This is a genomic window from Azospirillum oleiclasticum (assembly GCF_013423485.1).
Lineage (GTDB): Bacteria > Pseudomonadota > Alphaproteobacteria > Azospirillales > Azospirillaceae > Azospirillum > Azospirillum oleiclasticum.
The window spans coordinates 1-26749 of sequence record NZ_JABFFR010000032.1 but is presented as its reverse complement, the minus strand read 5'-3'; the positions used below and the strand labels follow the sequence as shown (position 1 = coordinate 26749).

At 70.6% G+C, this 26749-nt stretch carries 24 protein-coding genes; 16 read left to right on the top strand and 8 right to left on the bottom strand.

What is annotated here, in order from left to right; all coding sequences use genetic code 11:
- The first annotated feature begins 2 nt into the window (after positions 1–2).
- The 8 genes from HL658_RS26970 to HL658_RS37870 all read left to right on the top strand — a co-directional run bounded on the left by HL658_RS26970 (position 3) and on the right by HL658_RS37870 (position 6093).
- Entirely contained in the window at positions 3–305 is a 303-nt protein-coding gene (locus HL658_RS26970) for a nitrogen fixation protein NifZ (RefSeq protein WP_180285471.1), read from the top strand.
- A gap of 39 nt (positions 306–344) precedes the next feature.
- On the top strand, positions 345–674 hold the full coding sequence (locus HL658_RS26965; protein ID WP_180285470.1) for a nitrogen fixation protein NifZ: 330 nt from the start codon (positions 345–347) through the stop codon (positions 672–674).
- A gap of 31 nt (positions 675–705) precedes the next feature.
- Positions 706–1863: a cysteine desulfurase family protein gene (locus tag HL658_RS26960; protein ID WP_180285469.1), complete on the top strand. Its 1158-nt coding sequence runs from the start codon at positions 706–708 to the stop codon at positions 1861–1863.
- 35 nt (positions 1864–1898) lie between these two features.
- Positions 1899–2108, top strand: coding sequence for a putative nitrogen fixation protein NifT (nifT, locus tag HL658_RS26955; RefSeq protein WP_180285468.1), 210 nt, complete (start codon positions 1899–1901; stop codon positions 2106–2108).
- 5 nt (positions 2109–2113) lie between these two features.
- Positions 2114–2395 carry a hypothetical protein gene (locus HL658_RS26950; RefSeq protein WP_180285467.1) on the top strand — a complete coding sequence of 94 codons (282 nt, stop codon included), beginning with the start codon at positions 2114–2116 and terminating at the stop codon, positions 2393–2395.
- Positions 2396–3577 carry a DegT/DnrJ/EryC1/StrS family aminotransferase gene (locus HL658_RS26945; RefSeq protein WP_180285466.1) on the top strand — a complete coding sequence of 394 codons (1182 nt, stop codon included), beginning with the start codon at positions 2396–2398 and terminating at the stop codon, positions 3575–3577.
- A gap of 258 nt (positions 3578–3835) precedes the next feature.
- A complete protein-coding gene (locus HL658_RS26940) occupies positions 3836–4705 on the top strand; it encodes an SIR2 family NAD-dependent protein deacylase (RefSeq protein ID WP_180285465.1) in 870 nt (289 codons plus the stop codon).
- A 488-nt stretch (positions 4706–5193) separates the two neighbouring features.
- Positions 5194–6093 (top strand): ferritin family protein, encoded by a 900-nt coding sequence (locus tag HL658_RS37870; RefSeq protein WP_180285464.1) that lies wholly within the window; start codon positions 5194–5196, stop codon positions 6091–6093.
- 40 nt (positions 6094–6133) lie between these two features.
- Here the strand turns inward: HL658_RS37870 and HL658_RS26930 are convergent, their stop codons facing one another.
- The 4 genes from HL658_RS26930 to HL658_RS26915 all read right to left on the bottom strand — a co-directional run bounded on the left by HL658_RS26930 (position 6134) and on the right by HL658_RS26915 (position 9210).
- Positions 6134–6901, bottom strand: coding sequence for a class II glutamine amidotransferase (locus HL658_RS26930; protein WP_180285463.1), 768 nt, complete (start codon positions 6899–6901; stop codon positions 6134–6136).
- 61 nt (positions 6902–6962) lie between these two features.
- Positions 6963–7397, bottom strand: coding sequence for an ArsC/Spx/MgsR family protein (locus HL658_RS26925; RefSeq protein WP_180285462.1), 435 nt, complete (start codon positions 7395–7397; stop codon positions 6963–6965).
- A 16-nt stretch (positions 7398–7413) separates the two neighbouring features.
- On the bottom strand, positions 7414–8307 hold the full coding sequence (gene draG, locus HL658_RS26920; RefSeq protein WP_180285461.1) for an ADP-ribosyl-[dinitrogen reductase] hydrolase: 894 nt from the start codon (positions 8305–8307) through the stop codon (positions 7414–7416).
- Positions 8308–8319: 12 nt separating this feature from the next.
- Positions 8320–9210 (bottom strand): NAD(+)--dinitrogen-reductase ADP-D-ribosyltransferase, encoded by an 891-nt coding sequence (locus HL658_RS26915; RefSeq protein WP_180285460.1) that lies wholly within the window; start codon positions 9208–9210, stop codon positions 8320–8322.
- 265 nt (positions 9211–9475) lie between these two features.
- Here HL658_RS26915 and HL658_RS26910 point away from each other — a divergent pair, with 265 nt between their 5' ends.
- Positions 9476–10867: a hypothetical protein gene (locus HL658_RS26910; protein ID WP_180285459.1), complete on the top strand. Its 1392-nt coding sequence runs from the start codon at positions 9476–9478 to the stop codon at positions 10865–10867.
- On the opposite strand, the gene HL658_RS26905 is transcribed toward HL658_RS26910, so the two are convergent.
- The 3 genes from HL658_RS26905 to HL658_RS26895 all read right to left on the bottom strand — a co-directional run bounded on the left by HL658_RS26905 (position 10808) and on the right by HL658_RS26895 (position 16607).
- The gene (locus tag HL658_RS26905; RefSeq protein WP_180285458.1) at positions 10808–12007 is read right to left on the bottom strand and encodes a Fic family protein; all 1200 of its coding nucleotides are present in this window, start codon (positions 12005–12007) and stop codon (positions 10808–10810) included. The genes HL658_RS26910 and HL658_RS26905 overlap by 60 nt on opposite strands.
- Before the next feature lie 185 nt (positions 12008–12192).
- A complete protein-coding gene (mutL, locus tag HL658_RS26900) occupies positions 12193–14034 on the bottom strand; it encodes a DNA mismatch repair endonuclease MutL (RefSeq protein ID WP_180285457.1) in 1842 nt (613 codons plus the stop codon).
- Positions 14035–14096: 62 nt separating this feature from the next.
- Positions 14097–16607 (bottom strand): hybrid sensor histidine kinase/response regulator, encoded by a 2511-nt coding sequence (locus HL658_RS26895; RefSeq protein WP_180287683.1) that lies wholly within the window; start codon positions 16605–16607, stop codon positions 14097–14099.
- Positions 16608–16842: 235 nt separating this feature from the next.
- Between HL658_RS26895 and HL658_RS26890 the strand changes: the two genes are divergently transcribed.
- From HL658_RS26890 to HL658_RS26865, 6 genes are all read left to right on the top strand, one after another.
- On the top strand, positions 16843–17196 hold the full coding sequence (locus tag HL658_RS26890; RefSeq protein WP_180285455.1) for a hypothetical protein: 354 nt from the start codon (positions 16843–16845) through the stop codon (positions 17194–17196).
- A 76-nt stretch (positions 17197–17272) separates the two neighbouring features.
- Positions 17273–19084, top strand: a complete 1812-nt coding sequence (locus HL658_RS26885; protein ID WP_180285453.1) for a M3 family oligoendopeptidase — start codon at positions 17273–17275, stop codon at positions 19082–19084.
- Between the two features lie 66 nt (positions 19085–19150).
- A complete protein-coding gene (locus HL658_RS26880; protein WP_180285452.1) occupies positions 19151–19555 on the top strand; it encodes a bacteriohemerythrin in 405 nt (134 codons plus the stop codon).
- A gap of 179 nt (positions 19556–19734) precedes the next feature.
- On the top strand, positions 19735–21420 hold the full coding sequence (locus HL658_RS26875) for a methyl-accepting chemotaxis protein (protein WP_180285451.1): 1686 nt from the start codon (positions 19735–19737) through the stop codon (positions 21418–21420).
- 269 nt (positions 21421–21689) lie between these two features.
- Positions 21690–23336: a methyl-accepting chemotaxis protein gene (locus HL658_RS26870; RefSeq protein ID WP_246337927.1), complete on the top strand. Its 1647-nt coding sequence runs from the start codon at positions 21690–21692 to the stop codon at positions 23334–23336.
- 79 nt (positions 23337–23415) lie between these two features.
- Complete coding sequence (locus tag HL658_RS26865) at positions 23416–24762, top strand: ABC1 kinase family protein (protein WP_180285449.1); 1347 nt, start codon at positions 23416–23418, stop codon at positions 24760–24762.
- Positions 24763–24780: 18 nt separating this feature from the next.
- Here the strand turns inward: HL658_RS26865 and HL658_RS26860 are convergent, their stop codons facing one another.
- A complete protein-coding gene (locus tag HL658_RS26860) occupies positions 24781–24999 on the bottom strand; it encodes a hypothetical protein (protein ID WP_180285448.1) in 219 nt (72 codons plus the stop codon).
- Positions 25000–25307: 308 nt separating this feature from the next.
- On the opposite strand from HL658_RS26860, the gene HL658_RS26855 reads away from it, so the two are divergent.
- A partial coding sequence (locus HL658_RS26855; RefSeq protein WP_180287682.1) for an SH3 domain-containing protein occupies positions 25308–26749 on the top strand: 1442 nt, incomplete at its 3' end.

The window sequence follows — 26749 nt, the reverse complement described above, 5'->3', positions numbered from 1 at the left end:
CCATGTCCGCCCGAAGCTGGAACCGCGACCCCAAGGACAGCGTCGAGCTGGCCGGCCCGCCGGTGTTCGAGGAGGGACAGAAGGTCCGCTCGCTCCGCGACGTGCGCAACGACGGCACCTACCCCGGCCGACCGGTGGGCGACATCATGATCAACGTCGGCGACGTGGGGTATGTGAAGTCGATCGGCACCTATCTGCAGATGTATTACATCTACGCCGTCGATTTTTACGAGCGGCGCATCATCCTCGGCATGCGGGCCAAGGAGATGGAACTGGTCGATGGCCGCTGCAACGACCCCAAGTGACCCCTCGCCCCAAGTTCCCCCCGACAAGGAGCATCCGCCATGACCGACGCGCCCGTCCCGGCGACCGAGCCCGCCGCCCCGGCCAAGCCGGCCTTCAATCCCCCGCGCGAGCCGCATTACGCCTGGGGGGAGCGGGTGTCGGCGGTGGAGGATCTGCACAACGACGGCAGCCATCCGCATGTGCCGCCGAACGCCCTGCTGATCCCCGCCGGCACCCCCGGCATGGTGGTGCGCGTCGGCCACGCGCCGGACACCAACAGCCCGGTCTATCTGGTGGAGTTTCCCGGCGGCGTGCTGGTCGGCTGTTTCGAGGCGGAGATCCGCCCGGTCGGCGGCCCGCGCCGCGGTGTGCCGGGCGTGATGGAGTGAGCGGCCGCATCGCGGCGGGAGACCGCGCGCCATGATCAACCTCGACCACAACGCCACCACGCCGCTGCTGCCCGAGGTGAGGGACGCCATGCTCCCCTGCCTGTGGGAGGTGCAGGGCAACCCGTCCAGCCCCCATTCCGCCGGCACCCGCGCCAAGCAGATGGTTGGGGAGGCGCGGACGGCGGTGGCGGCGCTGGTCGGGGGCAAGGCGCCGGAGATCGTCTTCACCGCCAGCGCCACCGAGGCCAACCATCTGGCCGTGCTGGGCGCCCTGCGTGCGGTGGTGGTGGCGGAACCGGGCCGGCGCGGCTTTGTCACCAGCGCGGTCGAGCATCCCTCCACCCTCCTGCTGGCCGAGGATCTGGCCGCCCAGGGCTGGCCGGTCACCGTCCTGCCGGTGGACGGGGAAGGGCGGTTGTCGCTGGATGACCTCGCCGCCGCGGTGGGGCCGGGCACCGCGCTGGTGTCGCTCTTGTGGGCCAACAACGAGACCGGCGTGCTGATGCCGGTCGCCGGAGCCGCCGCGCTGGCCCACGCCGCCGGGGCGCTGTTCCACACCGACGCGGTGCAGGCGGCGGGGCGGGTGCCGGTGTCGGCCGCCGCGGTGGACGCCGACCTGCTGACGCTGTCGGCCCACAAGATGCACGGGCCGAAGGGGGCCGGCGCGTTGTGGGTCCGCAAGGGCACGGCCCTGCACCCGCTGATCCACGGCCATCAGGAACGCAAGCGGCGCGGCGGCACCGAGAATGTGCCGGCCATCGTCGGCTTCGGCGTGGCGGCCCGGCTTGCCGCCGAGGGCGTGGCCGCCGGCATCGGGGCCGACATGGCGCGGCTGCGCGACCGGCTGGAGCAGGGCGTGCTCGCCCGCTGCCCCGGGGCCCAGGTCAATGGCGGTGGGGCTGAGCGCCTGCCCAACACGTCGAACATCCGCTTCACCGACGCCGCCGGCCGGCCGGTGGAGGCGGAGGCGCTGCTGCTGCGGCTCGACCGCGCCGGCATCCAGGTTTCCATGGGCGCCGCCTGCGCGTCGGGCGGCAACGCCGCCAGCCATGTGCTGACCGCCATGGGGCTGTCACCCGACGAGGCGGCGGCCAGTCTCCGTTTCTCGCTCGGGCGCCTGACCACCGACTCCGAGGTGGACGCCGTGCTCACCGAGCTTCCCCCGCTCTTCGCCCGTCTCGCGGCGTGAGCCAACAACGACAACCAAGCAGGAGTGCCCGTTTCATGAAGGTGATGATCCGCAAGGTGCCCGACGGCCACACGATCTACGTCGCCAAGAAGGATCTGGAGGAGAAGATCGTCGAGGCGGAGAAGCCGGGCCTGTGGGGCGGCTGGATCAAGGTGGCGAACGGCTGGACCTTGTCCTTGCCGGATCTGCCGGAGGACACCCGCCTGCCGCTCACCGTCGAGGCCAAGAAGCTGGGCGGGGAGTGAGCGGCATGGCGCTGACTCCGGAGCGGATCGACGCCATCGCGGGCGAAGCGGGCCGCCTGCTCGGCGAGGGGCAGCGGCTGGACGCCGTCGTCCGCGCCGTCAAGGCCGCCAACCCCGGCCTCTATGTGGCGGGCACCCAGACCTCCGTCATGGCCGAGGAGCCCTTCCGGGAGGAGGAGCGCTTCAGCCTCTTCCTCGTGGACGGCTCCCAGCATTGCTGGGTGCTCACCCGGAAGCCGGAGGCCGCGGCCGGCATCCTGATCGCCGAACGGGACGAGGATCTCTAGATGACCGAGGCGGACAGCGCAGCGGATGAGGAGGAAGGCTCCTACATCGGTCTTGTGGACCCCGACATCTCGGCGGCGGAGGTGGAGGTGCTCGCCCGCGTCCTCACTTCCGGTCCGCTGTCGGACGGCCGCATGGTGGAGCCGTTCGAGCGCGCCTTCGCGGATTATGTCGGCCGGGCGCACGCGGTGGCGGTGTCGTCGGGCAGCCTGGGCCTGCTTCTGGCCCTGAAGGCACAGGGCATCGGGCCGGGCGACGACGTCGTCTGCTCCCCCTTCGGCTGGCACCAGGTGCAGCACGCGGTGGCATTGGCCGGTGCCAACCCGGTCTTCTGCGACATCGACTACTGGCAGCACACCATCAACCCGGAGAAGGCGGCGGCGCGCCTGACCCCCGCCACCAAGGCCATCGTCGCCGGCAACGTCAACGGCCACCCCGCCCATTGGGACGAGCTGGACGCGCTCGCCCGCGAGAAGGGGCTGATCCTGATCGAGGATTCGACGGAGGCCATCGGCTCCACCTACAAGGGCCGGATGGTCGGCGGTTTCGGCGCCTGCTCGGTCTTCGACTTTTCCGAGCCCGGCGTGCTGCTGGCGGGCGGCGGCGGCATGGTGGTGACCGACGACCGCGAGCTCGCCCACCGCCTGCGCTACCTGCGCCGGCGCGAGCCGGAGCACCGCAACACCGTCGTCATCACCCGCACCGTGCCCTGGCAGGCGGCCATGGGCAACCTGAACGCGGCGCTGGGGCTGGTGCAGCTCAAGCGGCTGCCGGAGATCCTGGCGAAGCGCCGGCAGGTGATCGCCTGGTACGACGCGGCCATGGCCTCCTTCGAAGGCATCAAGCCGCCCTACCGCGGCCCCGGCGCCACCGAGGTGAACCCCATGGTCTACGCCGTGCATCTGGGCACCCGCTTCACCGCGTCGGGCCGCAAGGCGATCATCGAGGATCTGGAGGCGCAGGGGGTGGAGGCGTCCGACTACGGACAGCCGCTCTACAGCCAGCAATTCTACCAGGAGCGCGGCGCCAGCCGGGCCGATTGCCCGGTCTGCCAGAAGACGGCCGACCGCGTGCTCGCCCTGCCGCTGCACCACAAGGTTACGGACGACGAGATCCAGTTCATCGTCGACACGCTGAAGGACGCCACGGTGAACACCGGGGCGGGTGCGGCGATCTATCTTTAGGAAGAGGAATGCAACCGGCGCGTGGACCCTTTAGGGTCGGAACGCCGGGCGGAATCAGCCGCCCGGCGAACCAGAGGAGGAAGGCATGCACAGTGCCGTCTTCCTTCTACGCGTCGAGCTGCGGTTTTGGCGGATTCACATCCGTCTGACCGTGTCCCGGCCGTAGGAGGCCGCCGCCGGGTGCGTCGACACCCGGCGGCGATCCTCCAAGAATAGTGCGGGGCGCGGTTTTTCGCAACGACAGCCGAGGGTGCCCCCATGAGCGAGACCGTCACCAAGCCCGACACCGACAGCCTGATCCGCGCCGTGGCCGAGGGGCTGAGGGCCCGCAACGTGGTGCCCTACATCGGCCCCGGCGCCTTCGCGTCGCTGGCCGACGGGACATGCCCGATCCCGCGCAATTCGGCGGAGCTGGTGCAGCGGCTGAACGCCAAGGTGGCCGCACCCGGCCGCATCCGCTCCAACCTGACCGCGGTTGCCCAGTTCATCGAGACGCGCCGCCACCGCAAGACGCTCGACACCATCATGACCGAGATCTTCCGGCGCGAGGTGCCCTCCACCCCCGTGCACCGCTTCGTCGCCAGCCTGCCCACCCCGCCGCTGGTGGTGGACGTGTGGTACGACGACCTGCTGGAGAAGCTGCTGGCCACCGACACCAGCCGCACCTGGGGCCAGATCCAGGGCATCTCCCACCCGCAGAGCAGCGGCGAATGGGTGCGGCATTACGCGCCCGACGGCAGCGCGGTGGGAGCGGAGGCGGCGGAGGCCTGGCAGACAATCCTCTACAAGCCGTCGGGCGGCGCCTCGCCGGCCGCCAATTTCCTGGTGTCGGACAGCGACTATGTGGAGATCCTGACGGAGATCGACATCCAGACACCGATCCCGCCAGTGGTGAAGGACCGCCGCGCCGGCCGTAACTTCCTGTTCCTGGGCTGCCGCTTCGACCACGAGATCCAGCGCACCTTCGCCCGCCAGATCGCCAAGCGCTCCGCCGACGCCCATTGGGCGGTGATCGTCGAGGAGCCCAGCCGCAACGAGCAGCGCTTCCTCGACCAGCACGGCATCACCCGCATCGAGCTGCCGCTGGACGAGGCGGTGGAACGGCTGACCGCGGCGCTGGCCGGCTGATCGCGTCCGGGCCGCCTCGTCGGGCGCGGCCCGGTCCGGCGGGCGATTGTCGTCTTGCCCGCACGGCCTGTCGGGTTTGTCGCCTTCACCCCATCCCCGCCGGGCTCCGCCCCCGAGCGTGCATTGTCCAGCGGGGACGCGGGTGGGTCGCGGCGTATGCGTCCAATGCGCGCAGGCACCGACGCCCTCACCCGGAGATCCGCCATTTCCTACCGCAACCGGGTCGGAAATGGCGACGTGGCGACCCAGGCTGTCGCATAGCGGACCTCGGCAAAAAATCCGTTCCCCCGGCGCAAGAAATCGGCCGCTGGCAGGAATGGAACTTGCTTTCGGCGTGGTCGTCCGCGCCGGACACGGTCAGGCGCGGCAAACCTACGGCCAGACTGTCCCAATATATGTCGCAACGGCGTGTTGCGACCGGCTTGGTGCACGAATGGTCTGGTCTTGATCATCCACACACTCCGCTGGGTCGGAGAAAGGAGCACGCTATGGCGAATGTGACTTTCCGGTCGCCGTCGATCGCCAAGGACATCACCCTGTACGCGGTCGCCGGTGACCGCGGCACCATCCTGTCCCTTGCCAAGGCTCACCGCATTCCGATCCCGTTCGATTGCGGGGACGGCAATTGCGGGTCCTGTGTGATCGAGGTGCAGACCCTCACCAACAAGGCCCCCTACGGCATCGCCCTCACCGAAAAGGAGAAGGAGATGCTGCGCCAGCTCGGCAAGATCACCCCGCAGGAGGTCGAGAACGCCGAGACCAACGACACGCCGCCGCGCTTCCGGCTGGCCTGCCAGTGCTTCGTGCGCGACGAGGACATCCTCATCACCTTCGCCGGTGACGAGACCCTGCCGAAGGCCAAGCCGGCGCTATCGACGGCGGTCAAGGATTACAAGGGCGGGCTGGAGATCGCCACGGTCGAGGAGTTCCTCGGCTACGCGGTGAAGGTCGAGGAGGACGCCGCGATCCATTTCGACGAGCTGGCGGCCGAGATGGCGAAGGTCGGCAATACCGAGGTGGCGGAGCTGTTCAGCCAGCTTGCGGGCTATTCGCGCTTGCATCTGGAGGAGGCGCGCAAGCGCGCCGGGGACGGCGTCGACAGCCTGGTGCTGCCGGGTGATCATGTATGGCCGACGCTGGAAACGCCGGAACGCACCGCCCTGTGGGCGGGCGACCCGTCGCTGTCGCGTCTCGACGCGCTGCGGGCGGCGCTGCAAGGCGAGAAGCTGGGCTTCGAGTTCTACTACACCGTCCAGGGCCACACGAAGAACCCGGAGATCGCGGCGCTGGCGAAGGAGTTCGTCAAGGAGGAGGCGGAGCACGTCGCCATCCTCGAGCGCTGGATCGAGCGTGAGACGGCCAACCGCAAGGCCGCGGCGTCGGCCTGAGGCACCGGTGCCGGGCGCGCGGTGCGCCCGGCACCTCTCCCTATCCCACCCGTTCCCCGTTGCGGAACGCGACCATGCTGCCGGCCTCCATGACCGTCCAGGTCTCGTTGCGGGTCAGAGGGCGGGTGGCGATGACGGTGACGACGTCGTCGGGCGTGGTCTCCTGGGCGAAGTCCACCGTCATGTCCTCGTCGATGAGCTGGGCGGCGCCGAAGGGCGCCCGCCGGGTCAGCCAGGCGAGGTTGGTGGAGCAGCGGCACCACAGGGTGCGCCCGTCCGACAGCAGCAGGTTGAACACGCCGAGCGCGCCCATCTCCTCCGCCAGATCGCGCACCAGCGCGGTCAGCGCCGCGTCGCGCCGGGGCGGGTCCGGGTAGCGCATGCGGATCTGCTCCATCATCCAGCAGAAGGCGTGCTCGCTGTCGGTCGTGCCGACTGGCTGGAAATAGCTGACCGGGCGCTTCTTGATGCCCTTGAGCTGGCCGTTGTGGGCGAAGGTCCAGACGCGGCCCCACAGCTCGCGGGTGAAGGGGTGGGTGTTCTCCAGCGACACCTGCCCGCGGTTGGCGCGGCGGATGTGGGAGATGACGGTGCGGCTCTTGATCGGGTAGCGGCGCAGGAGCTGCGCGATCTCCGACTGGCAGCTCGGGTGCGGGTCGTGGAAGGTGCGGCAGCCCTTGCCCTCGTAGAAGGCGATCCCCCAGCCGTCGCGGTGCGGCCCGGTGCCGCCGCCGCGCTTCATCAGCCCGGCGAAGCTGAAGCAGATGTCCGTGGGCACGTTGGCGCTCATGCCCAACAGTTCGCACATGACGAATTCAGACCCCGTGTCGTCTCACTTTCCGACACCCTACGCTGTCCAGGCTCCCGCGTCACGCTCCCGTGGTGCCTGGGGGCGTGGGGCAGGGCGGCATGTCCGGGCGGGCGCAGCCTTCCGTCTTGCCCTCCGGCAGCGTCTTGAGCCCGATCCAGCCGTGCACGCGCTCCGGCTCGAAGCCGCAGTCGCGGCGGTCGCCGACCTGCATCAGCGGGCGGCGGATCAGCAGGGGTGACTCCAGCATCAGGGCCAGGGCCGCGGCCTCGTCCAGATCCTCCGGCACCACGGCTCCCGATTTCACCGCGGGGGCGGAGCGGTTGAACCAGTCGGCAACCGGGCGGTCGCCGAAGTATGGGCGCAGCGTCTCCACGGTCCAGGGCTCGGCCAGCAGGCTGCGGGCGTGCACGGTGTGGCCGGCCTCCTCCAGCAGGTGCTTCTGGCGGGCGTTGCCGGCGCAGCCCGGCTTTTCGAAGAAGATCACGTCGGCCATGCGGCGGGGCTCCCGGTCAGGGTGCGGTTGCGTGGGGGGAACGGGCGAGCAGGGCGTCGGTCTGCGCGCGGATCTCGTCCTGCACCGTCGGATCCAGCTTGCGCAGCCAGCGCGGCGGGATGTTCTCCACCCCGTAGGTGGCGCCGGCCAGCATGCCGGCGATGGCCCCGGTGGTGTCGGCGTCGCCGCCCTGGTTCACCGTCTCCACCACGCAGGCTTCGATCGAATCGGTCTGGAAGTAATAGTGGAAGACGGTCTGGATGGTATCGACGATGAAGGCGGTGGACAGGTTGCGGTAGGGCTGGAACTTGAAGGCGCGGTGCTTGGCCACCAGCGCGTTCGCCTCTTCCCGCACGTCCTTGATGCCGCCGCCCAGGATCAGCCGCTGCACCATGCGGCCCAGCGCCAGCACCGCGGCGTCGGACAGATGGTTGTTGTGGGTGATGTGGGCCTGCTCCAGGCTCCAAAGCTCCATGGCCGCCTCGTCGCCCAGCGTGGCGAGTGGCACGGGCAGCATGCGCATGGCGGCACCGTTGCCGGCCAGATGCTCGCCCGGCGGTTCCGAGACCGTGCCGTGCATGATGTAGCGGCGGATGCCGCGGCGTGTGGTGTCGCCCACGTCAATCGGCACGCCCTTCAGCCAGATGGCGAACTCGTCGGCCGCCCGGCGCACGTCCCACTCCGGCCCCGACAGGATGGCGCGGCCGAGGTGGATCGCCATTTCGGTGTCGTCGGTCACGTGCCCCGCCGGCAGCTTCAGCCAGCCGCCGCCCTTGATGTGCTTGTGCACGCCGTATTGGTGCGCGATCTCGCCCTTGGTCAGGAACTCCACCGTGGCGCCCAGCGCGTCGCCGCAGGCAAGGCCGAGATAGGCGCCGAGCGCGCGGCTGCGTATGCTGGGATCGATCATGGAGCGCCATTCTCAGAGCAGGGAGACGGTCACGCGGTAGTCGCCGCCGACCACCAAGTATTCCCCTTCACCGTTGAATGGGTACCGAGGCAGAATGTCGCGGAAGAAGATAATTTTAACAAGCGGAACTTGTGCTTCAAGGATGTAATCCCCGAACTGGCAGGCGATGTGCCGGTCGATGGAGAAGGAGCAGAGGTTGTTCAGGTGCATGACCGCCGTCCGCCGGTCCGGCCGCGACACCACATGGTGCTCGTCGAAGGCGTTGACGCCACGGTAGAGCCGCAGGTGCCGGGCGCCCTTCAGCCCCGCCATCGGCCCCCATCCGCGCCCGATCCACCACTGGGTGAACTCGTAGAGCAGGTCAAGCTGGACGTGGATGTCGTTGTTGTGGAAGCGGGTGGACAGCTTCTGCTCGGCGTAGCGGGTCCAGGCGTCGGATGCGAATTTGCGGATCGGCTCGCGGTGCCAGGTGGGCAGCAGGCCGAAGCGGCTCTCCACCCAGCCCTTCAGCACCGCGCCCTCGGCGTTGTTGCTGTCGAACATCCAGCCCTTCAGCAGGCGCAGGTAGCTGGCCCGGAAGCGCCGCTTGCCGTCCGCCCCTTCCGATCCGGAGAAGTCGGGGTTCAGACCGAAGGTGAAGGCCATGTAGTGCTGGAAAACGTCGGCCGCGGTGTCGGGGTCGGAGGTGCGGTCCAGCGCCTCGAACAACGCCGGGTTCTGGGGGCGGACGCCGTGGATGCGCAACGGCCGCGGGTCGTCGTTGAAGGCGGCGGAATCCAGCTCCAGCGAGGGCACGCCCACCATGTTGTGCCGATGGGCGCGCATCGACAGCGGCGAATCCCGATCGACCGCACGCGCCTGCACCCCGGAGGCCCGATCATCCTCCACGCCACCCGTCGCCATGCCCTGCGTTTCCCCCCACACGGACGCGCTATGCATAGCGGGATCCGGGCGGCACTGCCGCGGGCGGATCGTCGCAGAGCGACCGGCTCCGCCGGAGGTCATAGAGCGCATGAAAATCAGGATAAGATCGTTGCAATGTCGTTGTGACTTTCGCGCGGCTCCTATCCCCTACAGCAAGTATTGCTTTGATTCCCTTTGAAAGCGTCAAAGAAGGGCCTCATATTCCCTATAAGGGTTGCCGGGTGCCACGGAAGGGGAATGGGTGGTGGCCGCAGGTTTTGTCAGTTGGCCGACTTTCTGGCCGGGTGCGTCGGCGAAGCCGGAAGCGAAGCACCCGGCGCAGCGCGTCGCGCCCTGCCGGCCGGCGCCGGTGCGCGCGGTTCCCGCCCGGCCGCTGCGTGGCCTGCGCGAGGCGCGCGACGCGGTGGCCGTCGTCTCCCTGCTGCGCGAGCCGATGACGATCGCGAAGGCGGAGATCCTGGTGGACCGTCTCGTCCACCACCGCACCCGCATGCTGCTGCGGGCCGATGCGAACCCGCTGCTCACGCTGGTCGGCGCGGTGCCGAACCGCTTCGGCGACGCCATGATGCGCTATGTGGCGCCGGTGCTGGTGGACGTGGTGTTGCCCGGCGCCCGCGACTATCTGATGGGCCGGCTGGTTGACGGCCGCCGCCCGGACGCGGCCGATGCCGCGAACGGCGAGGCGATGCCCGGCGCGGTGGAGGTGGCGGACGCCATGCGCCGCATCGTCCGCGCGCTGAAGGGTGCCGGGCGCGGCCATCTGGCGACCGTCGCCGACGCTTGCGAGGCGGAGAGCCGCCGGCTGACGGAGCAGCACTACCGCGACACCCGCCCCACCGGCCCGGCCAGCCTGCACGATCTGGCGCACGCGCTGCTGCGGGTGGAGGTGCTGACCCTGGTGCTGGACGCGCTGGGCTCCACCGCCGGGCTGGACGAGGGGCGCTACCAGTCGCGCCGGCTGGCGCGGCTGGCGCTGCGCCGCGCCACCGAGGCGCTGGAGGGCTTCGTCGCCGACCGCGGGCTGAAGGCGCTGCACGCCAGCCTGTCGGTGCTGGCGGCGGTGGACGCGCTGATCGTGGTGGTGCTGCGCATCCTCGACGCCCGCCAGGAAACGCGGGAGGAGGCCAGCCCCTTCGTGGAGCCGGCCGACCGCGTCGACATGGGCAAATACGTGCAGGCGGCCGGGCGGCTGTCCAGCGCGCTGCTGGACATGGTCGGCCGCGCCGCGGTGACGCCGAAGCTGGACGACCTGTTCTTCGAGGCGCTGGTGCGCCAGATCGCGTGGCTGCACCGCTTCTGCGCCCATCTCGGCCACGAGGACAAGCCGCCGGCGCTCACCGACCTGCAGCACCGGCTGGTCGACCGCTCCGCCCGGCTGGCCGGCTACGCCGGCGACGCGCTGATCGACACCATCATGCAGCGCCGCGCCGAGCCCCACGAGGTCGACACCCTCGTCCGCCGCACCGAGGCCATCGCCGAACTGCTCCTCGACATGGACCGCCCCGACGAGCTGGAGGCGCTGGCTCTGCGCATCGTGGTGGTGCGCGAGGCGCTGGGCGAGGTGCTGGGGGGGCGGTCAGGCCTGCGGGAACAGCCTGGGGAACAGCGGTTCCACGGTGTGCACCGGGAAGCGTAGGGACACGGGGCCCTTCGGGCTGTCCGATCCCAGGATGCCATCGGCCAGCAATTCGGACAGCAGGACACGGGCGGTCCGCTCCCGCAGGCCTGTCACGCGCGGGGCATCGCCACGCGCCATCTCGCCGCGCAGCAGGACCTCGTCCAGAAGATGGACCGCTTCCGGGCGGAAGCGCCTTTCCATCCCCGCATAGTCGCGCAGGCGCAGGGCGAGCCGGTCCAGGTCGAACAGGCCGGTCATGAAGCGGACCTGATCGACCGCGACCCTGAGGAACCAGGTCGTGAATTCGGTCAGCGCGCGAAGCGACAGGTTGCCCCGGCCATCCAGGGAGCCCTGCCGCGGCATGTCCGCGTGATCCATCATGCGTTTGTACTCGCCCCGGCTTTCCAGGCCACGGGCAAGCCCGCGCGAGACCGACCACAGCCCATGCGCGCCGACACCCGCGGCAAGGCCCATGGCGTGGCTCATGAGGCGGCTCACGCGGCCGTTCCCGTCGGGAAAGGGGTGGATGTAGTTCAGGCGGTGATGGGCCGTGGCGATCGCCAGTATGCGGGCACCGCGCCCCATGCCGGCGAACCGGAAGCGCCGTTCGAAATGCTCCATGAAGGCGGCGACCCGGTCGCTCGACGGCGGCTGGTGGCGACCGACGGCGACATCATGCGCCGGTGCGCTGCGGAAGCACCCTGCGGCCATGACGAAGGCACGGTCCCCGTCCCCCAGGCTCAGCATCGCGGCCGGGGCATCCCGGTAGAATTCGCGGTGCAGCCAGCGCAGGAAGTCGACGGATGCGGGTTCCGGAAGTTGGCCCTCGGCGTGGAGCGCATCGATCAGCCGCTGGACGCGGACATGGGCGGCGGCCTCCCGCTGGAGATTGCGGCGCCCCTCCTCCTCGTCCAGATCGTCGTTCAGGGCGCGTTCGATGTCGCGCGGGCGCGTGTTGTGCCCCTCGATGAGGTTGCTGTAGTAGCAGTTCATGATGCGCACGAGCTCGGCGAGGTTCGCCGCCGTGCGTGGGTGGAGCCTCGCTCCCAGTAGGGCGGTCGACGCGGACAGCTCGGCCACCAGATCCGTCAACTCCTCGCCCGCCTCCTCGATGCGGCAGGGTTCGACCCGTCCCGGCGTCTCCAAGGCAAAGGGCATCGGTTGCCGATCCTGAAGCGTTGTTAACAGCTTGGACTGTATGGGAGAAGCCGGGTGGAAGGAAGCGCTTCCGCCGATGCGGGCCGCCGCTTCCCGAACTCGCGCAAGCCATTGGAAGCCCGCCACTTCCCGTGCCATCACCGGGCATCGGCTGCCGATCGGCAACGCGACACTGGGGAAGCCCCCTACCGCCGCCCGAACAGCCGCTCGATGTCGCCCAGCTTCAGTTCCACCCAGGTCGGGCGGCCGTGGTTGCACTGGCCGCTGTGGGGGGTGGCCTCCATCTGGCGGAGCAGGGCGTTCATCTCGTCGGTGTTGAGGGGGCGTCCGGCGCGGACCGAGCCGTGGCAGGCCATGGTGCCGCAGACCGCCTCCAGCCGCTCCTTCAGCGACAGGGCGTCGCCCAGCTCGGCCAGCTCCTCGGCGAGGTCGCGGACGAGGCCCTTGACGTCGGACTGGCCGAGCAGGGCCGGCACCTCGCGCACCACCACGCAGCCCTGGCCGAAGGGCTCCACCACCAGCCCCAGCTCGGCCAGCTCGGCGGCGCGCGCGGTCAGGCGGGCGGCGGACGGTTCGTCCAGCTCCACCACCTCGGGGATCAGCAGCGCCTGCCGACGCACGCCGCCCTCCAGCAGCGCGGCCTTCATGCGCTCGTAGACCAGCCGCTCATGGGCGGCGTGCTGGTCGACGATGACGATGCCCTCCGCCGTCTGCGCCACGATGTAGGTGTTGTGGAGCTGGGCGCGCGCGGCCCCCAGCGGATGCGCGCCCAGCGCCGCGTCCGGGTCCGCCGCGGTGGCGAAAGGGGCCGCCGCGTCGGCGGTGCGGGCGGCGGGGGGCGGGGCGAAGCCGGTCAGCGGCGCCTGCCAGGCCATGGCCCGCTCGGCCAGGCCCTGCGGCACGGCGGATGAGGTGGGCGGGCCGCCCCAGAAGCCCGTCTGGCCGCCGCGGTGGGGCAGGGGGGAGGGCGCCCCCTCCGGCCTGAACGCGCCCAGCGTGGCGGTGCCGACGGTGGTGGAGGCACGGTGCCCGGCCCCGGCCAGCGCGTGCTTGAGCGCGCCGACGATCAGCCCGCGCACGAGGCCCTGGTCGCGGAAGCGCACCTCGGCCTTGGCGGGGTGGACGTTCACGTCCACCTCCTGCGGGTCGATGTCGAGGAACAGCGCCAGCATCGGGTGACGGTCGCGCGGCAGGAAGTCGGCGTAGGCGGCGCGCACCGCGCCGACCAGCAGCTTGTCGCGCACCGGGCGGCCGTTGACGAACAGGTGCTGGTTGCGGGCGGTGGGGCGGTGCAGGGTGGGCAGCCCGATCCAGCCGGCCAGCCGCACCGCCTCCCGCGCCGCGTCCACCGGCACCGCGTTGTCCTGGAATTCCCGCCCCATCAGCCCGCCGAGACGGCTGAGCCGGGCGTCGAGCAGGTCGCCCTGGGCGGCTGACAGGCGCAGCGTGGTGCGCGCGTCGTCGGCCAGCGTGAAGGCGACGGCGGGGTGCGCCATGGCGAGCCGTTCCACGCAGTCGGCGATGTGCTCGAACTCGGTGCGCGGCTGCTTGAGGAACTTCAGGCGGGCGGGGACGGCGGCGAACAGGTCGCGCACCTCCACCCGCGTGCCGCGGGCGATGGCGGCCGGCTGCGGCGTGCCCTTGCGGCCGGCATCCACCAGGATGGCCCAGCCGCTGTCGGCCCCGGCCGGGCGGCTGGCGATGGTCAGCCGGCTGACCGCGCCGATGGAGGGCAGCGCCTCCCCCCGGAAGCCCAGCGTACGGATGTCCAGCAGGTCGTCGGAGGCTAGCTTGGAGGTGGCGTGGCGTTCCACGGCCAGCTCCAGCTCGGCCGGGGTCATGCCGCAGCCGTCGTCGGTGATGGCGATCAGCGAACGGCCGCCGTCGCGCACCACCACGTCGATGCGGGTGGCGCCGGCGTCCAGCGCGTTCTCCACCAGCTCCTTCACGGCGGCGGCGGGACGCTCCACCACCTCGCCGGCGGCGATGCGGTTGACCAGGGTTTCGGGCAGAAGGCGGATCGGCATGGCCCAAATATAGTGGGCTGGCGCCGATCACGCCACAACGAGACGGGTCGCTACGGAACCGATCACGCCGACAGCGCGGCCGGCAACACCGACGACAGGCTGCGGCGGTGGGCGCGGATGGCGGCCTCCGCCGCCTCGCCGCTGGAGCGGAAGGGTCCGAGCAGGCCGGAGGCGCGGTGGTGGTCGCCGGAGCGGCAGGCCTCGGCCAGCGCGCGGCTGACCGCCATCAGATCCGACAGGCCCAGATTGCCGGCCAGCGACACCATGGCGTGCGCGTCCTCGCCGACGCGGGTCCAGTCCGGCCGGTCGGTGTCGGCCGAGCGCAGGCGATCGGGCAGCGCCTCCAGGAACAGGTCCAGCAGATGGGCGGTCTCGGTGCGGCCCATATCCGCCTCGAGCTGGGCGAGCACGGGGTTCTCGGGCTGGTCGGCGGCCGGGCGGCCGGCGGCGTTGCCCAGCCAGTGCTGCACGGTGGCCAGCAGCTCCTCCCGCTCCACCGGCTTGGCGATGTGGCCATTCATGCCGACGGCGCGGCAGCGCTCCACATCGTCGGGGAGCACGGTGGCGGTCAGCGCCAGGATCGGCGTGCGGGCGGTCGGGCCGGGCAGGGCGCGGATGGCGGCGGCGGCGGTGAAACCGTCCATCACCGGCATCCGCAAATCCATCAGGACGAGGTCGTAGGCGCGGTCGGCGACGGCGGCCAGCGCCTGCTCGCCGTCGCCGGCGATGTCCACCCGGTGGCCGGCGTTGCGCAGCATGCGGCCGATCAGCTCCTGGTTCATGTCCACATCCTCCACCAGCAGGATGCGGCCGGTGAGGCGCTCGGCCAGCGGCGGCAGGCGCGTCCGCTCGGTCCCGGCCATGGCGGTCAGCCCGGCGACGGGGAAGGTGATGGTGACGTGGAAGGTGCTGCCCAGGCCGGGCTCGCTCTGGAAGCCGATGGACCCGCCCATCGCCTCCACCAGATGCTTGGAGATGGCGAGCCCCAGCCCGGTGCCACCGAAACGGCGGTCGGCCTGGCTGAATTTCTTGAACAGCAGGTGGTGCTTGTCGGCGGGGATGCCGACGCCGGTGTCGGTGACCACCAGCTTCATGGTGGCGCTGGCCGGGCTGACGCCGGTCACCGCCACCGACAGGGTGACGCTGCCGTGGCTGGTGAACTTCACGGCGTTGGACAGCAGGTTCAGCAGCACCTGCCGCAGCCGGTCGGCGTCGCCCACCACGCGTGCCGGCACGCCGGGACCGATGTTGGCGAACAGCGCGATGCGCTTTTCCCGCGCCGCCGGCTGCAGCACGGAGATGACGTGCTCGATCTCTTCGTGCAGGTCGAAGGGGGCGGCGTCGATCTCGATCTTGCCGGCCTCGAACTTCGACAGGTCGAGCACATCGTTGATGATGGCCAGCAGCGAGCGGCAGGCGATGCGCAGCTTGCGGGTGTATTGCCGCTGCTCGGCGGTGCTGGCGAGATCCTCCAGGAAAGTGGCGTAGCCGACGATGCCGTTCATCGGCGTGCGGATCTCGTGGCTCATGGCGGCCAGGAAATCGGCCTTGGCGCTGGCCGCCTCCTCCGCCTGCCGGCGGGCGGTGTCCAGGCTGGTCAGCAGCACCCGGTAGTCGGTGATGTCGCGCGAGGTGCCGAGCAGCCCGGTGACCGCGCCGGTGTCGTCGATCAGCGGCACCAGCACCGTGTTCAGGGTGCGCAGGGTGCCCGCCGCTTCCACCATCTCCTCGTAGGACACGGGCTCGCGCAGCGCGATGCTGCGCCGGCCGGCGTCGGCCACCGCGGCGGCGCGGTCGGCCGGCAGCACCTCGGCCGGATCACAGCCGGCGATCTCCGCCGACACCAGGCCCAGCGCACGCTCCGCCGCCGGGTTGAGCGAGCGCATGGCGAACCGGCCGGTTTCGCCGACGTCGATCACGAACTGGCAATCGTTGGCCTGGGTGAACAGCGCGCGGTGGTACGCCTCGCTGACCGCCAGGGCGCGTTCGGATCGGGCGCGCCGCACCTGCTGGCGCAACAGCGTGCCCACCATGGCGCATCCCATCACGGAGATCGCCAGCACCGGCAGGGAGACCTCCGCGGAGATGAAGGATTGACCCTTCCACAGCGCCCAAAGGCTGCCGGTGGCCAGACCGGCCAGCGTGGTCAGGCCGCCGGCAAGCCCGAGCTGTACGGCGCGCAGGGACCAGTCCATCCGCCGGGCCGCTGCCGCGCAGAGCAGGGCGGCCGGCACCAGGGACAGCGTGGCGATCACCGCCCCGACCACGATCGGCCCCCCGACCGCGGCGCGCGCGAAGCTGGTGGCGATCCCGGTCAGCACCGCCGGGGCCGGGCCGCCGAACAGGGCGGCCAGCGTGATCATGACGCTGCGCCCGTCCACCAGAACCCCGGAGGGCAGAACGACGGCCTGCAGCACGGCGCAGGTTCCTCCGGCCCCGAAGAGCAGCCCCAGCGCGGCCTGACGCACCCATCCCGGCGCCCTGGCCAGGCGGTCCTGCACGACCCCGTAGCCGATCACCACGATGGCGAACAGCCCCAGATGTTGCAGCAGGTCGAGGATCAAGCGTTCCATGTCGGCCGACGGGGGTTCCGGTACCCTTGCGCCGCTGATGTGCGGGGTACCCACGAAGATGTACGATATCACAGTGCCCGTGCGATCCCGGCAAGTGCTGAATGAGCGCCGTACCGGGCGGGCCGCTCGCCGGCCGACGATCCCGTCCGGAGCGTGGGCGCCGCGCAACGGTCTGGCCTTGCGGGCGGTGCTGCGGCTATGCATGTGGTGGAAGCCACCATCCAGCGTCGTGCCGATGACTGCCGAGCCGCCGATCACCGGGATCCGCCCGATCCTCGCCGTCGTCCAGCCGGACGGCGAGCGGCTGATCGTGGCGCGCCTGACCAATCTCGGCGGATCCAGCCAATCCAACCGTTTCGTGCTGCGCCGCGGCGATCTGCGCCCGCCCTGGCCGCAGCCCGACAAGGGCTATTTCGGCTACGCCGAGGTCGCCCGCGCGCTCGACGCCAACGGCTGGCGCGGCTGCCGGATCGAGGCGATGCCGTCGGCCGACCCCGAGGAGCGGCGCACCCGGCAACTGGCCCGGCGGAAGCTGCACATACAGTGCGTGGATGCGGCGATCCGCCGCGTGGCGTCACCGCCGGAGTGACCAGCGCGGCCGGCGGTTCTTTTCCGGCAGCACCCCCCGCCCCATATCCGTGCGCACATTTCAGATGGAGACCGTGATGACCAGCAAGGCCGCCACCGCCGACCAGCCGACCCTGGGGCCGCTTCCCGCCTGGGATCTGGGCGACCTCTACCCCGGCATGGAGTCGGCCGAGCTGAAGGCGGATCTGGACCGTGCGGAGCGTGCCGCGAAGGCCTTCCACCAGGGCCACGCCGGGCGGCTCGACGCGCTGCTGCAGGGCGATGGCGGCGACGCGTTGGCCGCCGCCATCGCCGAATACGAGCGCATCGACGAGGTGCTGTCGCGCGTCATGTCCTATGCCGGGCTGGTCTATTCCGGCAACATGGCGGACCCGGCCATCGGCAAGTTCTACCAGGGCGCGCAGGAGCGGGTGAACGCCATCTCCACCCACCTCGTCTTCTTCACGCTGGAGATCAACCGGCTGGACGAGCGCGCGCTTCAGGACGGCATCGGTCGCAGCAAGGCCCTGGAGCGCTACGCGCCCTGGCTGCGCGACGTGCGGCTGTTCCGCGAGCACCAGCTCTCCGACGAGGTGGAGCGGCTGCTGCACGAGAAGCATGTGGTCGGGCGCTCCGCCTGGAACCGCCTGTTCGACGAGACCATCGCCGGGCTGCGCTTCCCCGTCGGCGGCCAGGACCTGACCTGTGCGGAGGCGTTGAACAAGCTGTCCGACCGCGACGGCGCGGTGCGGCGGGAGGCGGCGCAGACCATCGGCCGCGTGCTGGGCGACAATGTCCGGCTCTTCGCGCTGGTCACCAACACGCTGGCCAAGGACAAGGAGATCGAGGACAGCTGGCGCAACTACCCCACGCCGGTGTCGGCGCGCAACCTGTCCAACCGCGTCGAAGACGGGGTGGTGCGGGCGCTGCACGAGGCGGTGCGCGATGCCTATCCAACCCTGTCCCACCGCTATTACCGGCTGAAGGCCGGCTGGTTCGGCCAGGACCACCTTGATTACTGGGACCGCAACGCGCCGTTGCCCGACGACGCCGACCGCAGCATTCCGTGGGCGGAGGCGCGCGACATCGTGCTCGGCGCCTACGGCCGCTTCTCCGGCGAGCTGGCGGATCTCGGCCGCCGCTTCTTCGACAACGCCTGGATCGACGCGGCGGTGCGGCCGGGCAAGGCGCCGGGCGCCTTCGCGCACCCCACCGTGCCCAGCGCACACCCCTATCTGCTGGTCAACTACCAGGGCAAGACCCGCGACGTGATGACGCTGGCGCACGAGCTGGGGCATGGCGTGCACCAGATCCTGGCCGGCCGGCAGGGGCACCTGCTGTCCGACACGCCGCTGACGCTGGCCGAGACGGCCTCGGTCTTCGGGGAGATGCTGACCTTCCAGTCGCTGCTGGCGGCGGAGACGGACCCGAAGCGGCGCCGGATCATGCTGGCCTCCAAGGTGGAGGACATGCTGAACACCGTGGTGCGCCAGATCGCCTTCTTCGATTTCGAGACGCGCATCCACACCGAGCGCCGCGAGGGCGAGCTGACGCCCGAACGTCTGGGCGAGATCTGGATGGCGGTGCAGACGGAAAGCCTGGGGCCGGCGCTGCGCTTCGACGCGGACTACCGGCATTTCTGGTCCTACATCCCGCACTTCATCCATTCGCCCTTCTACGTCTACGCCTACGCCTTCGGCGACTGCCTGGTGAACTCCCTCTACGCGGTCTACCAGGATTCCGAACGCGGCTTCGCGGAGAAATACCTGCGCATGCTGGCCGCCGGCGGCACCCTGCGCCACAAGGAGCTGCTGGCCCCCTTCGGGCTGGACGCCGGCGACCCCGCCTTCTGGCAGAAGGGGTTGCGGGTGATCGGCGGCTTCATCGACGAGCTGGAGGCCACCGGTTGACGGCGGTCAAGTGAGCGCGGCGCGGCCGTGGTTATGGTGGGTCCCGACCCTGAACCGGAGGCCATCATGACCATGACCGAACCCGCGCTTGCCTGGGACTCCTCGCTGGAGGTCGGCAACGCCGTCATCGACCGCGACCACAAGGAGACGGTGGAGCTTCTGGCCGCGCTGATCGACGCGCCGGACACCGACTTCCCCACGCTGTTCACCGGCTTCGCGGCGCATCTGCGCGCCCACCTCGCCAACGAGGAGGCGCTGATGCGCGAATACGGCTTCCCCGCCTACGCCATCCACCGGCACGAGCACGAGCGGGTGCGCACCGAGCTGGAGGGCATCGAGCGGCGGCTGGCCGCCGGCAACCTGATGCTGGCCCGCGGCTACGCCACCGAGATCGTGCCGGACTGGTTCCTCGCCCACAAGGACACCATGGACGCCGCCACCGCGGCCTGGATTCGCCAGCAGGGCGGGTGAGCGGCTCGAATTCGCAATGCGGCGGGGCCGTGATGCAGAATGCGAACCAGATTGCATGTATGGGTATTGGACGGCGGCCGGGCGACGCGATTGCTGACCGTTTCCCCGCGCCGCACCACGGATCAGGCCAGTGGAACGCCTTTTGCAATCATTCGCCCAACTCACCATGGGGGAATGCCATGAGGCTCCAGAACCTGTCGATCTCGGCGAAGATCCTGTCGATCGTCGCGCTGCTTTCCATCCTGACCATCGGCACCAATCTTGTCGCCTTGAACCGCATGGGAAGCATCGATGCGGTCTACAGCGAATTGATCGACAACGATGTGGAGGCCATGGTCGGTCTTGCCCGCACCAATCGTTTTGCCGTCCAGATCGGCCGGCAGACCTACAAGCTGATCGCCCAGACCGACGACCGGCGCATGGCCGACGCGGTGGCCGCTGTGGATCAGTATTTCGCGCAGGCGGAGAAACAGATCGCCGAGGTCCGGAGCCTGATCCCGGAAGAGGCGCGGTCCCTCGACGGCCTTGCGGGCGAATTCGCGTCCCTGAAGCGTTACTATGATGAACTCAAGCCGCTGGCGCTCGGCAACCGCAACGACGAGGCGCTCCGGATCCTCAACGACCGGTTCGACCCGGCGATGGACAGGCTGCGGGACGACGCCATCCGGCTGACCGACCAGGTCAAGGCCACCGTGGCCAAGCATTCGGCCGATTCGACCGCCGCCTATACCGCGTCCTGGTGGTTTGTCCTTTCGGTCAGCGTGGGCGGGGTGCTGCTGGTCGGCGGTCTTGCGGTGTTCATCGCCCTGTCCGGCATCGCACGGCCGATCGGGCGCATCGTCGCCGCCATGGGTTCCGTGGCCGACGGCAAGCTCGATACCGAGGTTCCCGGCCTGGGCCGCAAGGACGAGGTGGGTTCGCTGGCCGACGCGCTGGAGACCTTCAAGGAGAAGGGTCAGGAGACCCTCCGCCTGCAGGCGGAGGTCGCCGAGAAGGAACGGCTCGCCACCGAGGAGCGCCGGGCGGCGATGCACCGCATGGCCGATCAGTTCGAGGCGAGCGTGAGTTCCGCGGTGTCGATGGTGGCGTCCGCCGCGACCCAGCTCCAGTCGAGCGCGCAGAGCCTGTCGGCCATCGCGGAGGAGAGCCGGGCGCAGGCGACCACCGTGGCGTCCGCCACCGAGCAGACCTCGGCCAACGTGCAGACCGTCGCCGCCTCGGCGGAGGAGATGACCAGCTCGATCGGCGAGATCACCCGGCGCGTCGGCCAGTCCGCCGACATCGCCCGGGTCGCGACGGCCAAGGCGGAGGCGACCAACGCCACCATCCAGACGCTGGCCGAGCAGGCCAAGGCGATCGGCGACGTGGTGCGGCTGATCAGCGACATCGCATCGCAGACCAACCTGCTGGCGCTCAACGCCACCATCGAGGCGGCCCGGGCCGGGGAGGCGGGCAAGGGCTTCGCCGTCGTGGCCTCCGAGGTGAAGACGCTGGCGACCCAGACCGCCCGGGCCACCGACGAGATCGCCACGCGCATCACGGCGATCCAGCAGGCGACCAACGGTGCGGTGGACGCGACGACGGAGATCGCCCGCATCATCGGCGAGATCAACGAGATCTCCACCACCATCGCCGCGGCGGTCGAGGAGCAGGACGCCGCCACCCGCGAGATCGCGCGCAACGTGCAGCAGGCGGCGCAGGGCACGCAGGAGATCGCCGACACCATCACCGGCGTGCAGCGCGCGGCATCGGAGACCGGCACCTCCGCCACCCACGTGCTGAGCGCTTCGAGCGAGCTGTCGCGGGAGTCCGAGCGGCTGAGCGGCGAGGTCGAGCGCTTCATCCGGCAGGTGCGCGCCGGCTGACCGGAGCCCCGAAGGGCGGGGCGGGCGGCTGAGATACGGCGGGGCGGCGGGTGTGACAACCCGCCGCCCCGCTGCCATCCGCCCCATGGAGGGCCGGAACAGTTCCATCGACTGATTTTTGAAGCATTCCACAATCAATCCGGAACCGATTCTTTTGTATGCCCGGTAACTTTTTGTAATCGATTGGTGATCATTGTTGCCACCTTCCGCAAAAAGAAACGGAGGGTGTGATGGGGCTGAAGAACATCAGGGTTACGAACAAAATCTTGATGGTCGTGGTATCGCTGGCGCTTCTGACCATTGCGACCAACCTGATGGCGCTTCATCGCATGAGCGCCAGCGACACTGTGTACAGCGAGCTGATCGCAACGGACACGCACGAGGCGATCGAGCTGGCACGCGTCGCCCGTCAGCTCGGCGTGGTTGGGCGCGACGTCTACAAGATGGTCACCCAGGCCGATCCCGAGATCAAGGAGGGCCTGGATCGCGACATCAAGGGCAGCTTCGACGACATCGAGACCATTGTCCGGCAGCTCCAGGGGCTGGCGCCGGAATGGGACGCCGACGTCGCCGCCCTCGGCCAGCGTATCGCCGCCTTCCGCAGCGAGCTGACGGCGATCCGCTCCCTGTCCTTCGCCTACCAGACGGACAAGGCGCTGCTTCTGTTGCACACCCGTTTCGATGCGGAGTTCGACCATCTGCGGCAGGACGCCGTCCAGCTGGTGGACCGCGTGAGGGCGTCGGTCGGGCGGCAGGCGGACGAGGCGACGGCCGCCTACACCACCGCCTGGTGGACGACGCTGCTGGTCAGCGGCGGCGGGATCATGGCGATCGGCGGCTTCGCGGCCTTCATCGCGCTCGCCGGCATCGCGCGGCCGATCGCGCGGATCGCGACGGCGATGCGGTCGGTGGCCGACGGCGATCTGGACACCGCGGTTCCCGACCTCGGCCGCCGGGACGAGGTCGGCGCGCTCGCCGCGGCGCTGGCGGTCTTCAAGGAAAAGGGCCTGGAGACCCGCCGCCTGCAGGCCGAGGTGGCGGAGACCGAGCGCCGTTCCGCCGAGGAGCGCCGGGCTGCCCTGCACCGGATGGCCGACCAGTTCGAGGCGAGCGTCAGCTCCGCGGTGTCGATGGTGGCCTCGGCCGCCGGCGAGTTGCAGGCGAGCGCCCGCAGCCTGTCCGCCAACGCCGAGCAGGGGTTGGCGCAGGCCTCCAACGTGGCGTCCGCCACCGAGCAGACGGCGGCCAACGTGCAGACCGTGGCGGCCTCGGCGGAGGAGATGACCAGCTCGATCGGCGAGATCAGCCGCCGTGTCAGCCAGTCCGCCGACATCGCGCGGGCCGCCACGACGAAGGCGGAGGCGACCAACGCCACGATCCAGACGCTGGCCGAGCAGGCCAGGGCGATCGGCGACGTGGTGAACCTCATCAACTCCATCGCCGGCCAGACCAACCTGCTGGCACTGAACGCGACGATCGAGGCGGCGCGCGCCGGGGAGGCCGGCAAGGGCTTCGCGGTGGTGGCCAGCGAGGTGAAGACGCTGGCCACCCAGACGGCCAAGGCGACGGAGGAGATCTCCACCCGCATCGCGGCGATCCAGCAGGCGACCGGCGGGGCGGTGGACGCGACCACCGAGATCGCCGGCATCATCGGCGAGATCAACGAGATCGCCGCCACCATCGCGGCGGCGGTCGAGCAGCAGAGCGCCGCCACCCGCGAGATCGCCCGCAACGTGCAGCAGGCGGCGCAGGGCACCCGGGAGATCGCGCTGACCATCAGCGAGGTGCAGCGTGCCGCGTCGGAGACCGGTTCTTCGGCCACCCATGTGCTCGGCGCATCGGACGAGCTGTCGCGGGAGTCCGAGCGGCTGAGCGGCGAGGTCGAGCGCTTCATCCGGCAGGTGCGCGCCGGTTGACGGGCCAAGGGGAGGGCCAGGGGCGGGAGCCGGCGCCCGCCCCCTGGCCGGATGGGCCGCCACCCACCATCTTGTGCGCATGGCGAACACGGAACGGAATTCTTTGGGCGGCCGGCTCGCGCGGTATGCGCGGGTCGGCACCGCCGTCGGGGGGCTTGCGGCCCGCTTCGCGGGCGAACGCGTCCTCGGCATGACGCTGGAACGGGACAAGCACGCGGCGGAGCTGCGTGTGGCGCTGGGCGGGCTGAAGGGACCGCTTATGAAGGTGGCGCAGCTCCTCTCCACCATCCCCGACGCGCTGCCGCAGGAGTATGTGGCGGAGCTGCAGCAGCTCCAGTCCGACGCGCCGGCGATGGGCTGGCCCTTCGTGAAGCGACGCATGGCGGCTGAGCTGGGTCCCGCCTGGCACAAGCGCTTCCGCGGCTTCGAACAGACGGCCGCCGCCGCCGCCTCGCTGGGGCAGGTGCACCGGGCGGAAGGACCGGACGGCCGCCGGCTCGCCTGCAAGCTGCAATACCCCGACATGGCCTCGGCAGTGGAGGCCGACCTGCGCCAGCTGGCGCTGATCTTTGCCATCTTCGAGCGCTACGACAGCGCCATCTCCACCCGCCAGATCCAGGCCGAGATCGCCGCCCGCCTGCGCGAGGAGCTGGACTACGAGCGCGAGGCGAAGCACGCCCGCCTCTACCGCGCGATGCTCGCCGACACGGCCGGTGTGCATGTGCCCGACGTGGTCGGCGACCTTTCCACCCGCCGCCTGCTGACCATGGAGTGGGTGGACGGGCGTCGCATCCTCGACTTCGTGGCCGAACATCCCGACGCGCGCAACGATCTCGCCATGAACATGTTCCGGGCGTGGTACGTGCCCTTCTACGCCTACGGGGTCATCCACGGCGACCCGCATCTGGGCAACTACACCGTCCGTCCCGACCGCTCCATCAACCTGCTGGATTTCGGCTGCATCCGGGTGTTCCGGCCGAGCTTCGTGAAGGGCGTGACCGACCTCTACAACGCGCTGAGGACCGGCGACGACGAGCTGGCCGTGGAGTCCTACCGCATCTGGGGCTTCGCCAACCCGACGAAGGAGCTGGTGGATGTGCTGAACATCTGGGCGCGCTTCGTCTACGCGCCGCTGATGGAGGACCGTGACCGCCGCATCCAGGACAGCGACACCGGCCTCTACGGCCGCGAGACGGCCGAGAAGGTGCACGCCGAACTGCGCCGCGTGGGCGGCGTGGAGATCCCGCGGGAGTTCGTGTTCATGGACCGGGCCGCCATCGGGCTGGGCTCGGTGTTCCTGCACCTGAAGGCGGAGGTGAACTGGTACCGCCTGTTCCAGGAGCTGATCGCCGGCTTCGACGTGGACGCGCTCGCGGCGCGTCAGGCCACGGCACTGGAAGCCCAGGGGCTGCCGCTGCCGGAGTGACCGGCCGGCAGCCGCGCCTCAGTGCTGGCTGAGCCCCTGCATGTCCTGGAGCCGCAGGGCGGCGAAGGCGGTTTCCCGGTCGGCGAAGCGGCCGAGGAAGCTGCCGTCGGCGGCGTGCACGGCGAACGGCTTGCGGCCGCGGCGCGACACCCGCTTCACATAGGCGTGGTCGAGGATGCCGAAATTGGCGAAATCGAGCCCGGGCGCGCCGGGCGGTCTGTTCAGGCGCTTTGCCATCCGATCCTCCATCGGCGAAGCGGGTCCGTTCTGCGGCGCAATATACGCACGCAAATCTGAAGAGTCTGTGACCCTCGTCACCCGGGTCACGTTTTTTCCGTGGCGTGGCAATGAAACGCACGCGCCTATCGAACGGGTTCCAGCGTACCGCGGGGTTACCCACCCTGCGGCGTCGGTCGGTCCGGACGGACGCCCTAGACTGCGCCGCCGGCGACCCCGCGGCCGGACGGCCGCACGGGGATCGGATGGGCGTGCATGACGGGTGCGGATACGCAGGAGGACGGCGGGCTTTGATACGGGTCGCAGGGATGGCCGTGGCCGCCCTGCTCGTCGTGATGGCGACGGTGCAGGGTGCTGCGGCGCAGCAGAGGCGCGTGGCGCTGGTGATCGGCAACGGCACGTACGCCGCCGGCGGGCACGCCCCGTCGGCGGAGGCGAACGCGCGCGTCATGGGCGAGGCGCTGCGCGCCGCGGGTTTCGAGGTGACGGTGGCGACCGACCTGACCCGCGCCGCCATGACCGGCACCATCGGCCGCTTCCAGGAGAAGCTGGCCGCCGCGGAGCTGGGATTCGTCTATTACAGCGGGCTGATGCTGGCGATGGACGGGCGCAGCGTCATGGTGCCCGTGGATGCCCGACTGGCCTCGGAATTCGACGTGGTGTTCGAGACGGTGCCGCTGGAGGCCACGCTGGAGCGGGTGCGTCAGGTGGTCGGCCGCGCCGTCGTGGTGATCGACCCGATCGTGCCCAACCCCTTCGTCGAGCGGCTGGCGGCGGTCACCGGCGCGGCCGGGCGGTCGCTGCGGCCGATGGCGGACGCCCCGGCGGCGGCGGGCGGCCTGCTTCTCGCCTACAGCCACCAGCCCGGCCGCACCCCCGTGCTGGTCGGCGGCAGCGGCCCCGGTGCCTACGCCGCGGCGTTGGCCGAAGCCATCCGGCGGCCGGGGACCGAATTGCGGGAGGCGCTGGCGACGGCCGAGGGCCATGTGTCTCAGCAGTCGGGCGGGCGGCAGCTCCCCTGGGTGCGCGACGGGCTGGAGGAGGCGGTGACGCTGGGGCCGGCGGCCCCGCCCGTGGCGGCGGCGCTGGCGGAAGCCGCCGTGGATCCGATGGCGGAGAACCAGATGGTGGTGCGCGACACCAACATGCGCGCCGGGCCGGGCATGGAGGCGTCGGTGCTGCGCGCGGTGCGCCGCGGCACCACCGTGGCGGTGACCGGGCGGGTGCGCGGCTCCTCCTGGCTGCGGGTGACGGTCGAGGGCCAGACCGGCTACATCGTCGCCCGCAACCTCGCCTCCCCCGACGCGGTGCCGCCGGTCGACGAGGCGCCGGTGGCCGCGACACCGGACGCGCGGCCGGAACCCGCCGCCGAACTCGCACCGGGGGTGTACGCGCTCTCCCGGCCGGCCACCCTGTTCGCACAGCCGGTGCTGGGCGCGCGCGGTCTGCGGGAGCTCGAGGCCGGGCAACTGGTGACGGTCACCGGCACCGTGCCCGGCACCAACTGGGTGCAGGCCCGCGACCGCTTCGGGCAGGAGGGCTATGTCGGCGCCGGGGCGCTGACCTCCATCTGGGGCGCGGTCGGGGAGAGTCGGTCGGACGGCGGGGTACCGGCGGCCGGCGGCGGGCTGTCGGCCGGGGACGGCCGCGCCGTGTCGGTGCAGCCGCTGCCGGAACCGCCGCCTGCGACCGTCGCCGCGGCGCCGTCCGCGGCCGGTGCCGCCGTGCGCGACGCGGTGGAGACCGCGCG

Bases quoted from the DNA above. Each gene is read 5' to 3' on its own strand.
- HL658_RS26890 (WP_180285455.1), top strand. From the start codon at position 16,843: ATGACTGCCGAGCCGCCGATCACCGGGATCCGCCCGATCCTCGCCGTC.
- HL658_RS37870 (WP_180285464.1), top strand. From the start codon at position 5,194: ATGGCGAATGTGACTTTCCGGTCGCCGTCGATCGCCAAGGACATCACC.
- mutL (WP_180285457.1), bottom strand. From the start codon at position 14,034: ATGCCGATCCGCCTTCTGCCCGAAACCCTGGTCAACCGCATCGCCGCC.
- HL658_RS26870 (WP_246337927.1), top strand. From the start codon at position 21,690: ATGGTCGTGGTATCGCTGGCGCTTCTGACCATTGCGACCAACCTGATG.
- HL658_RS26940 (WP_180285465.1), top strand. From the start codon at position 3,836: ATGAGCGAGACCGTCACCAAGCCCGACACCGACAGCCTGATCCGCGCC.
- HL658_RS26925 (WP_180285462.1), bottom strand. From the start codon at position 7,397: ATGGCCGACGTGATCTTCTTCGAAAAGCCGGGCTGCGCCGGCAACGCC.
- HL658_RS26915 (WP_180285460.1), bottom strand. From the start codon at position 9,210: ATGGCGACGGGTGGCGTGGAGGATGATCGGGCCTCCGGGGTGCAGGCG.
- HL658_RS26880 (WP_180285452.1), top strand. From the start codon at position 19,151: ATGACCATGACCGAACCCGCGCTTGCCTGGGACTCCTCGCTGGAGGTC.
- HL658_RS26960 (WP_180285469.1), top strand. From the start codon at position 706: ATGATCAACCTCGACCACAACGCCACCACGCCGCTGCTGCCCGAGGTG.
- HL658_RS26945 (WP_180285466.1), top strand. From the start codon at position 2,396: ATGACCGAGGCGGACAGCGCAGCGGATGAGGAGGAAGGCTCCTACATC.
- HL658_RS26895 (WP_180287683.1), bottom strand. From the start codon at position 16,607: ATGGAACGCTTGATCCTCGACCTGCTGCAACATCTGGGGCTGTTCGCC.
- HL658_RS26865 (WP_180285449.1), top strand. From the start codon at position 23,416: ATGGCGAACACGGAACGGAATTCTTTGGGCGGCCGGCTCGCGCGGTAT.
- HL658_RS26860 (WP_180285448.1), bottom strand. From the start codon at position 24,999: ATGGCAAAGCGCCTGAACAGACCGCCCGGCGCGCCCGGGCTCGATTTC.
- HL658_RS26965 (WP_180285470.1), top strand. From the start codon at position 345: ATGACCGACGCGCCCGTCCCGGCGACCGAGCCCGCCGCCCCGGCCAAG.
- HL658_RS26930 (WP_180285463.1), bottom strand. From the start codon at position 6,901: ATGTGCGAACTGTTGGGCATGAGCGCCAACGTGCCCACGGACATCTGC.
- nifT (WP_180285468.1), top strand. From the start codon at position 1,899: ATGAAGGTGATGATCCGCAAGGTGCCCGACGGCCACACGATCTACGTC.
- HL658_RS26905 (WP_180285458.1), bottom strand. From the start codon at position 12,007: ATGCCCTTTGCCTTGGAGACGCCGGGACGGGTCGAACCCTGCCGCATC.
- HL658_RS26970 (WP_180285471.1), top strand. From the start codon at position 3: ATGTCCGCCCGAAGCTGGAACCGCGACCCCAAGGACAGCGTCGAGCTG.
- draG (WP_180285461.1), bottom strand. From the start codon at position 8,307: ATGATCGATCCCAGCATACGCAGCCGCGCGCTCGGCGCCTATCTCGGC.
- HL658_RS26875 (WP_180285451.1), top strand. From the start codon at position 19,735: ATGAGGCTCCAGAACCTGTCGATCTCGGCGAAGATCCTGTCGATCGTC.
- HL658_RS26950 (WP_180285467.1), top strand. From the start codon at position 2,114: ATGGCGCTGACTCCGGAGCGGATCGACGCCATCGCGGGCGAAGCGGGC.
- HL658_RS26885 (WP_180285453.1), top strand. From the start codon at position 17,273: ATGACCAGCAAGGCCGCCACCGCCGACCAGCCGACCCTGGGGCCGCTT.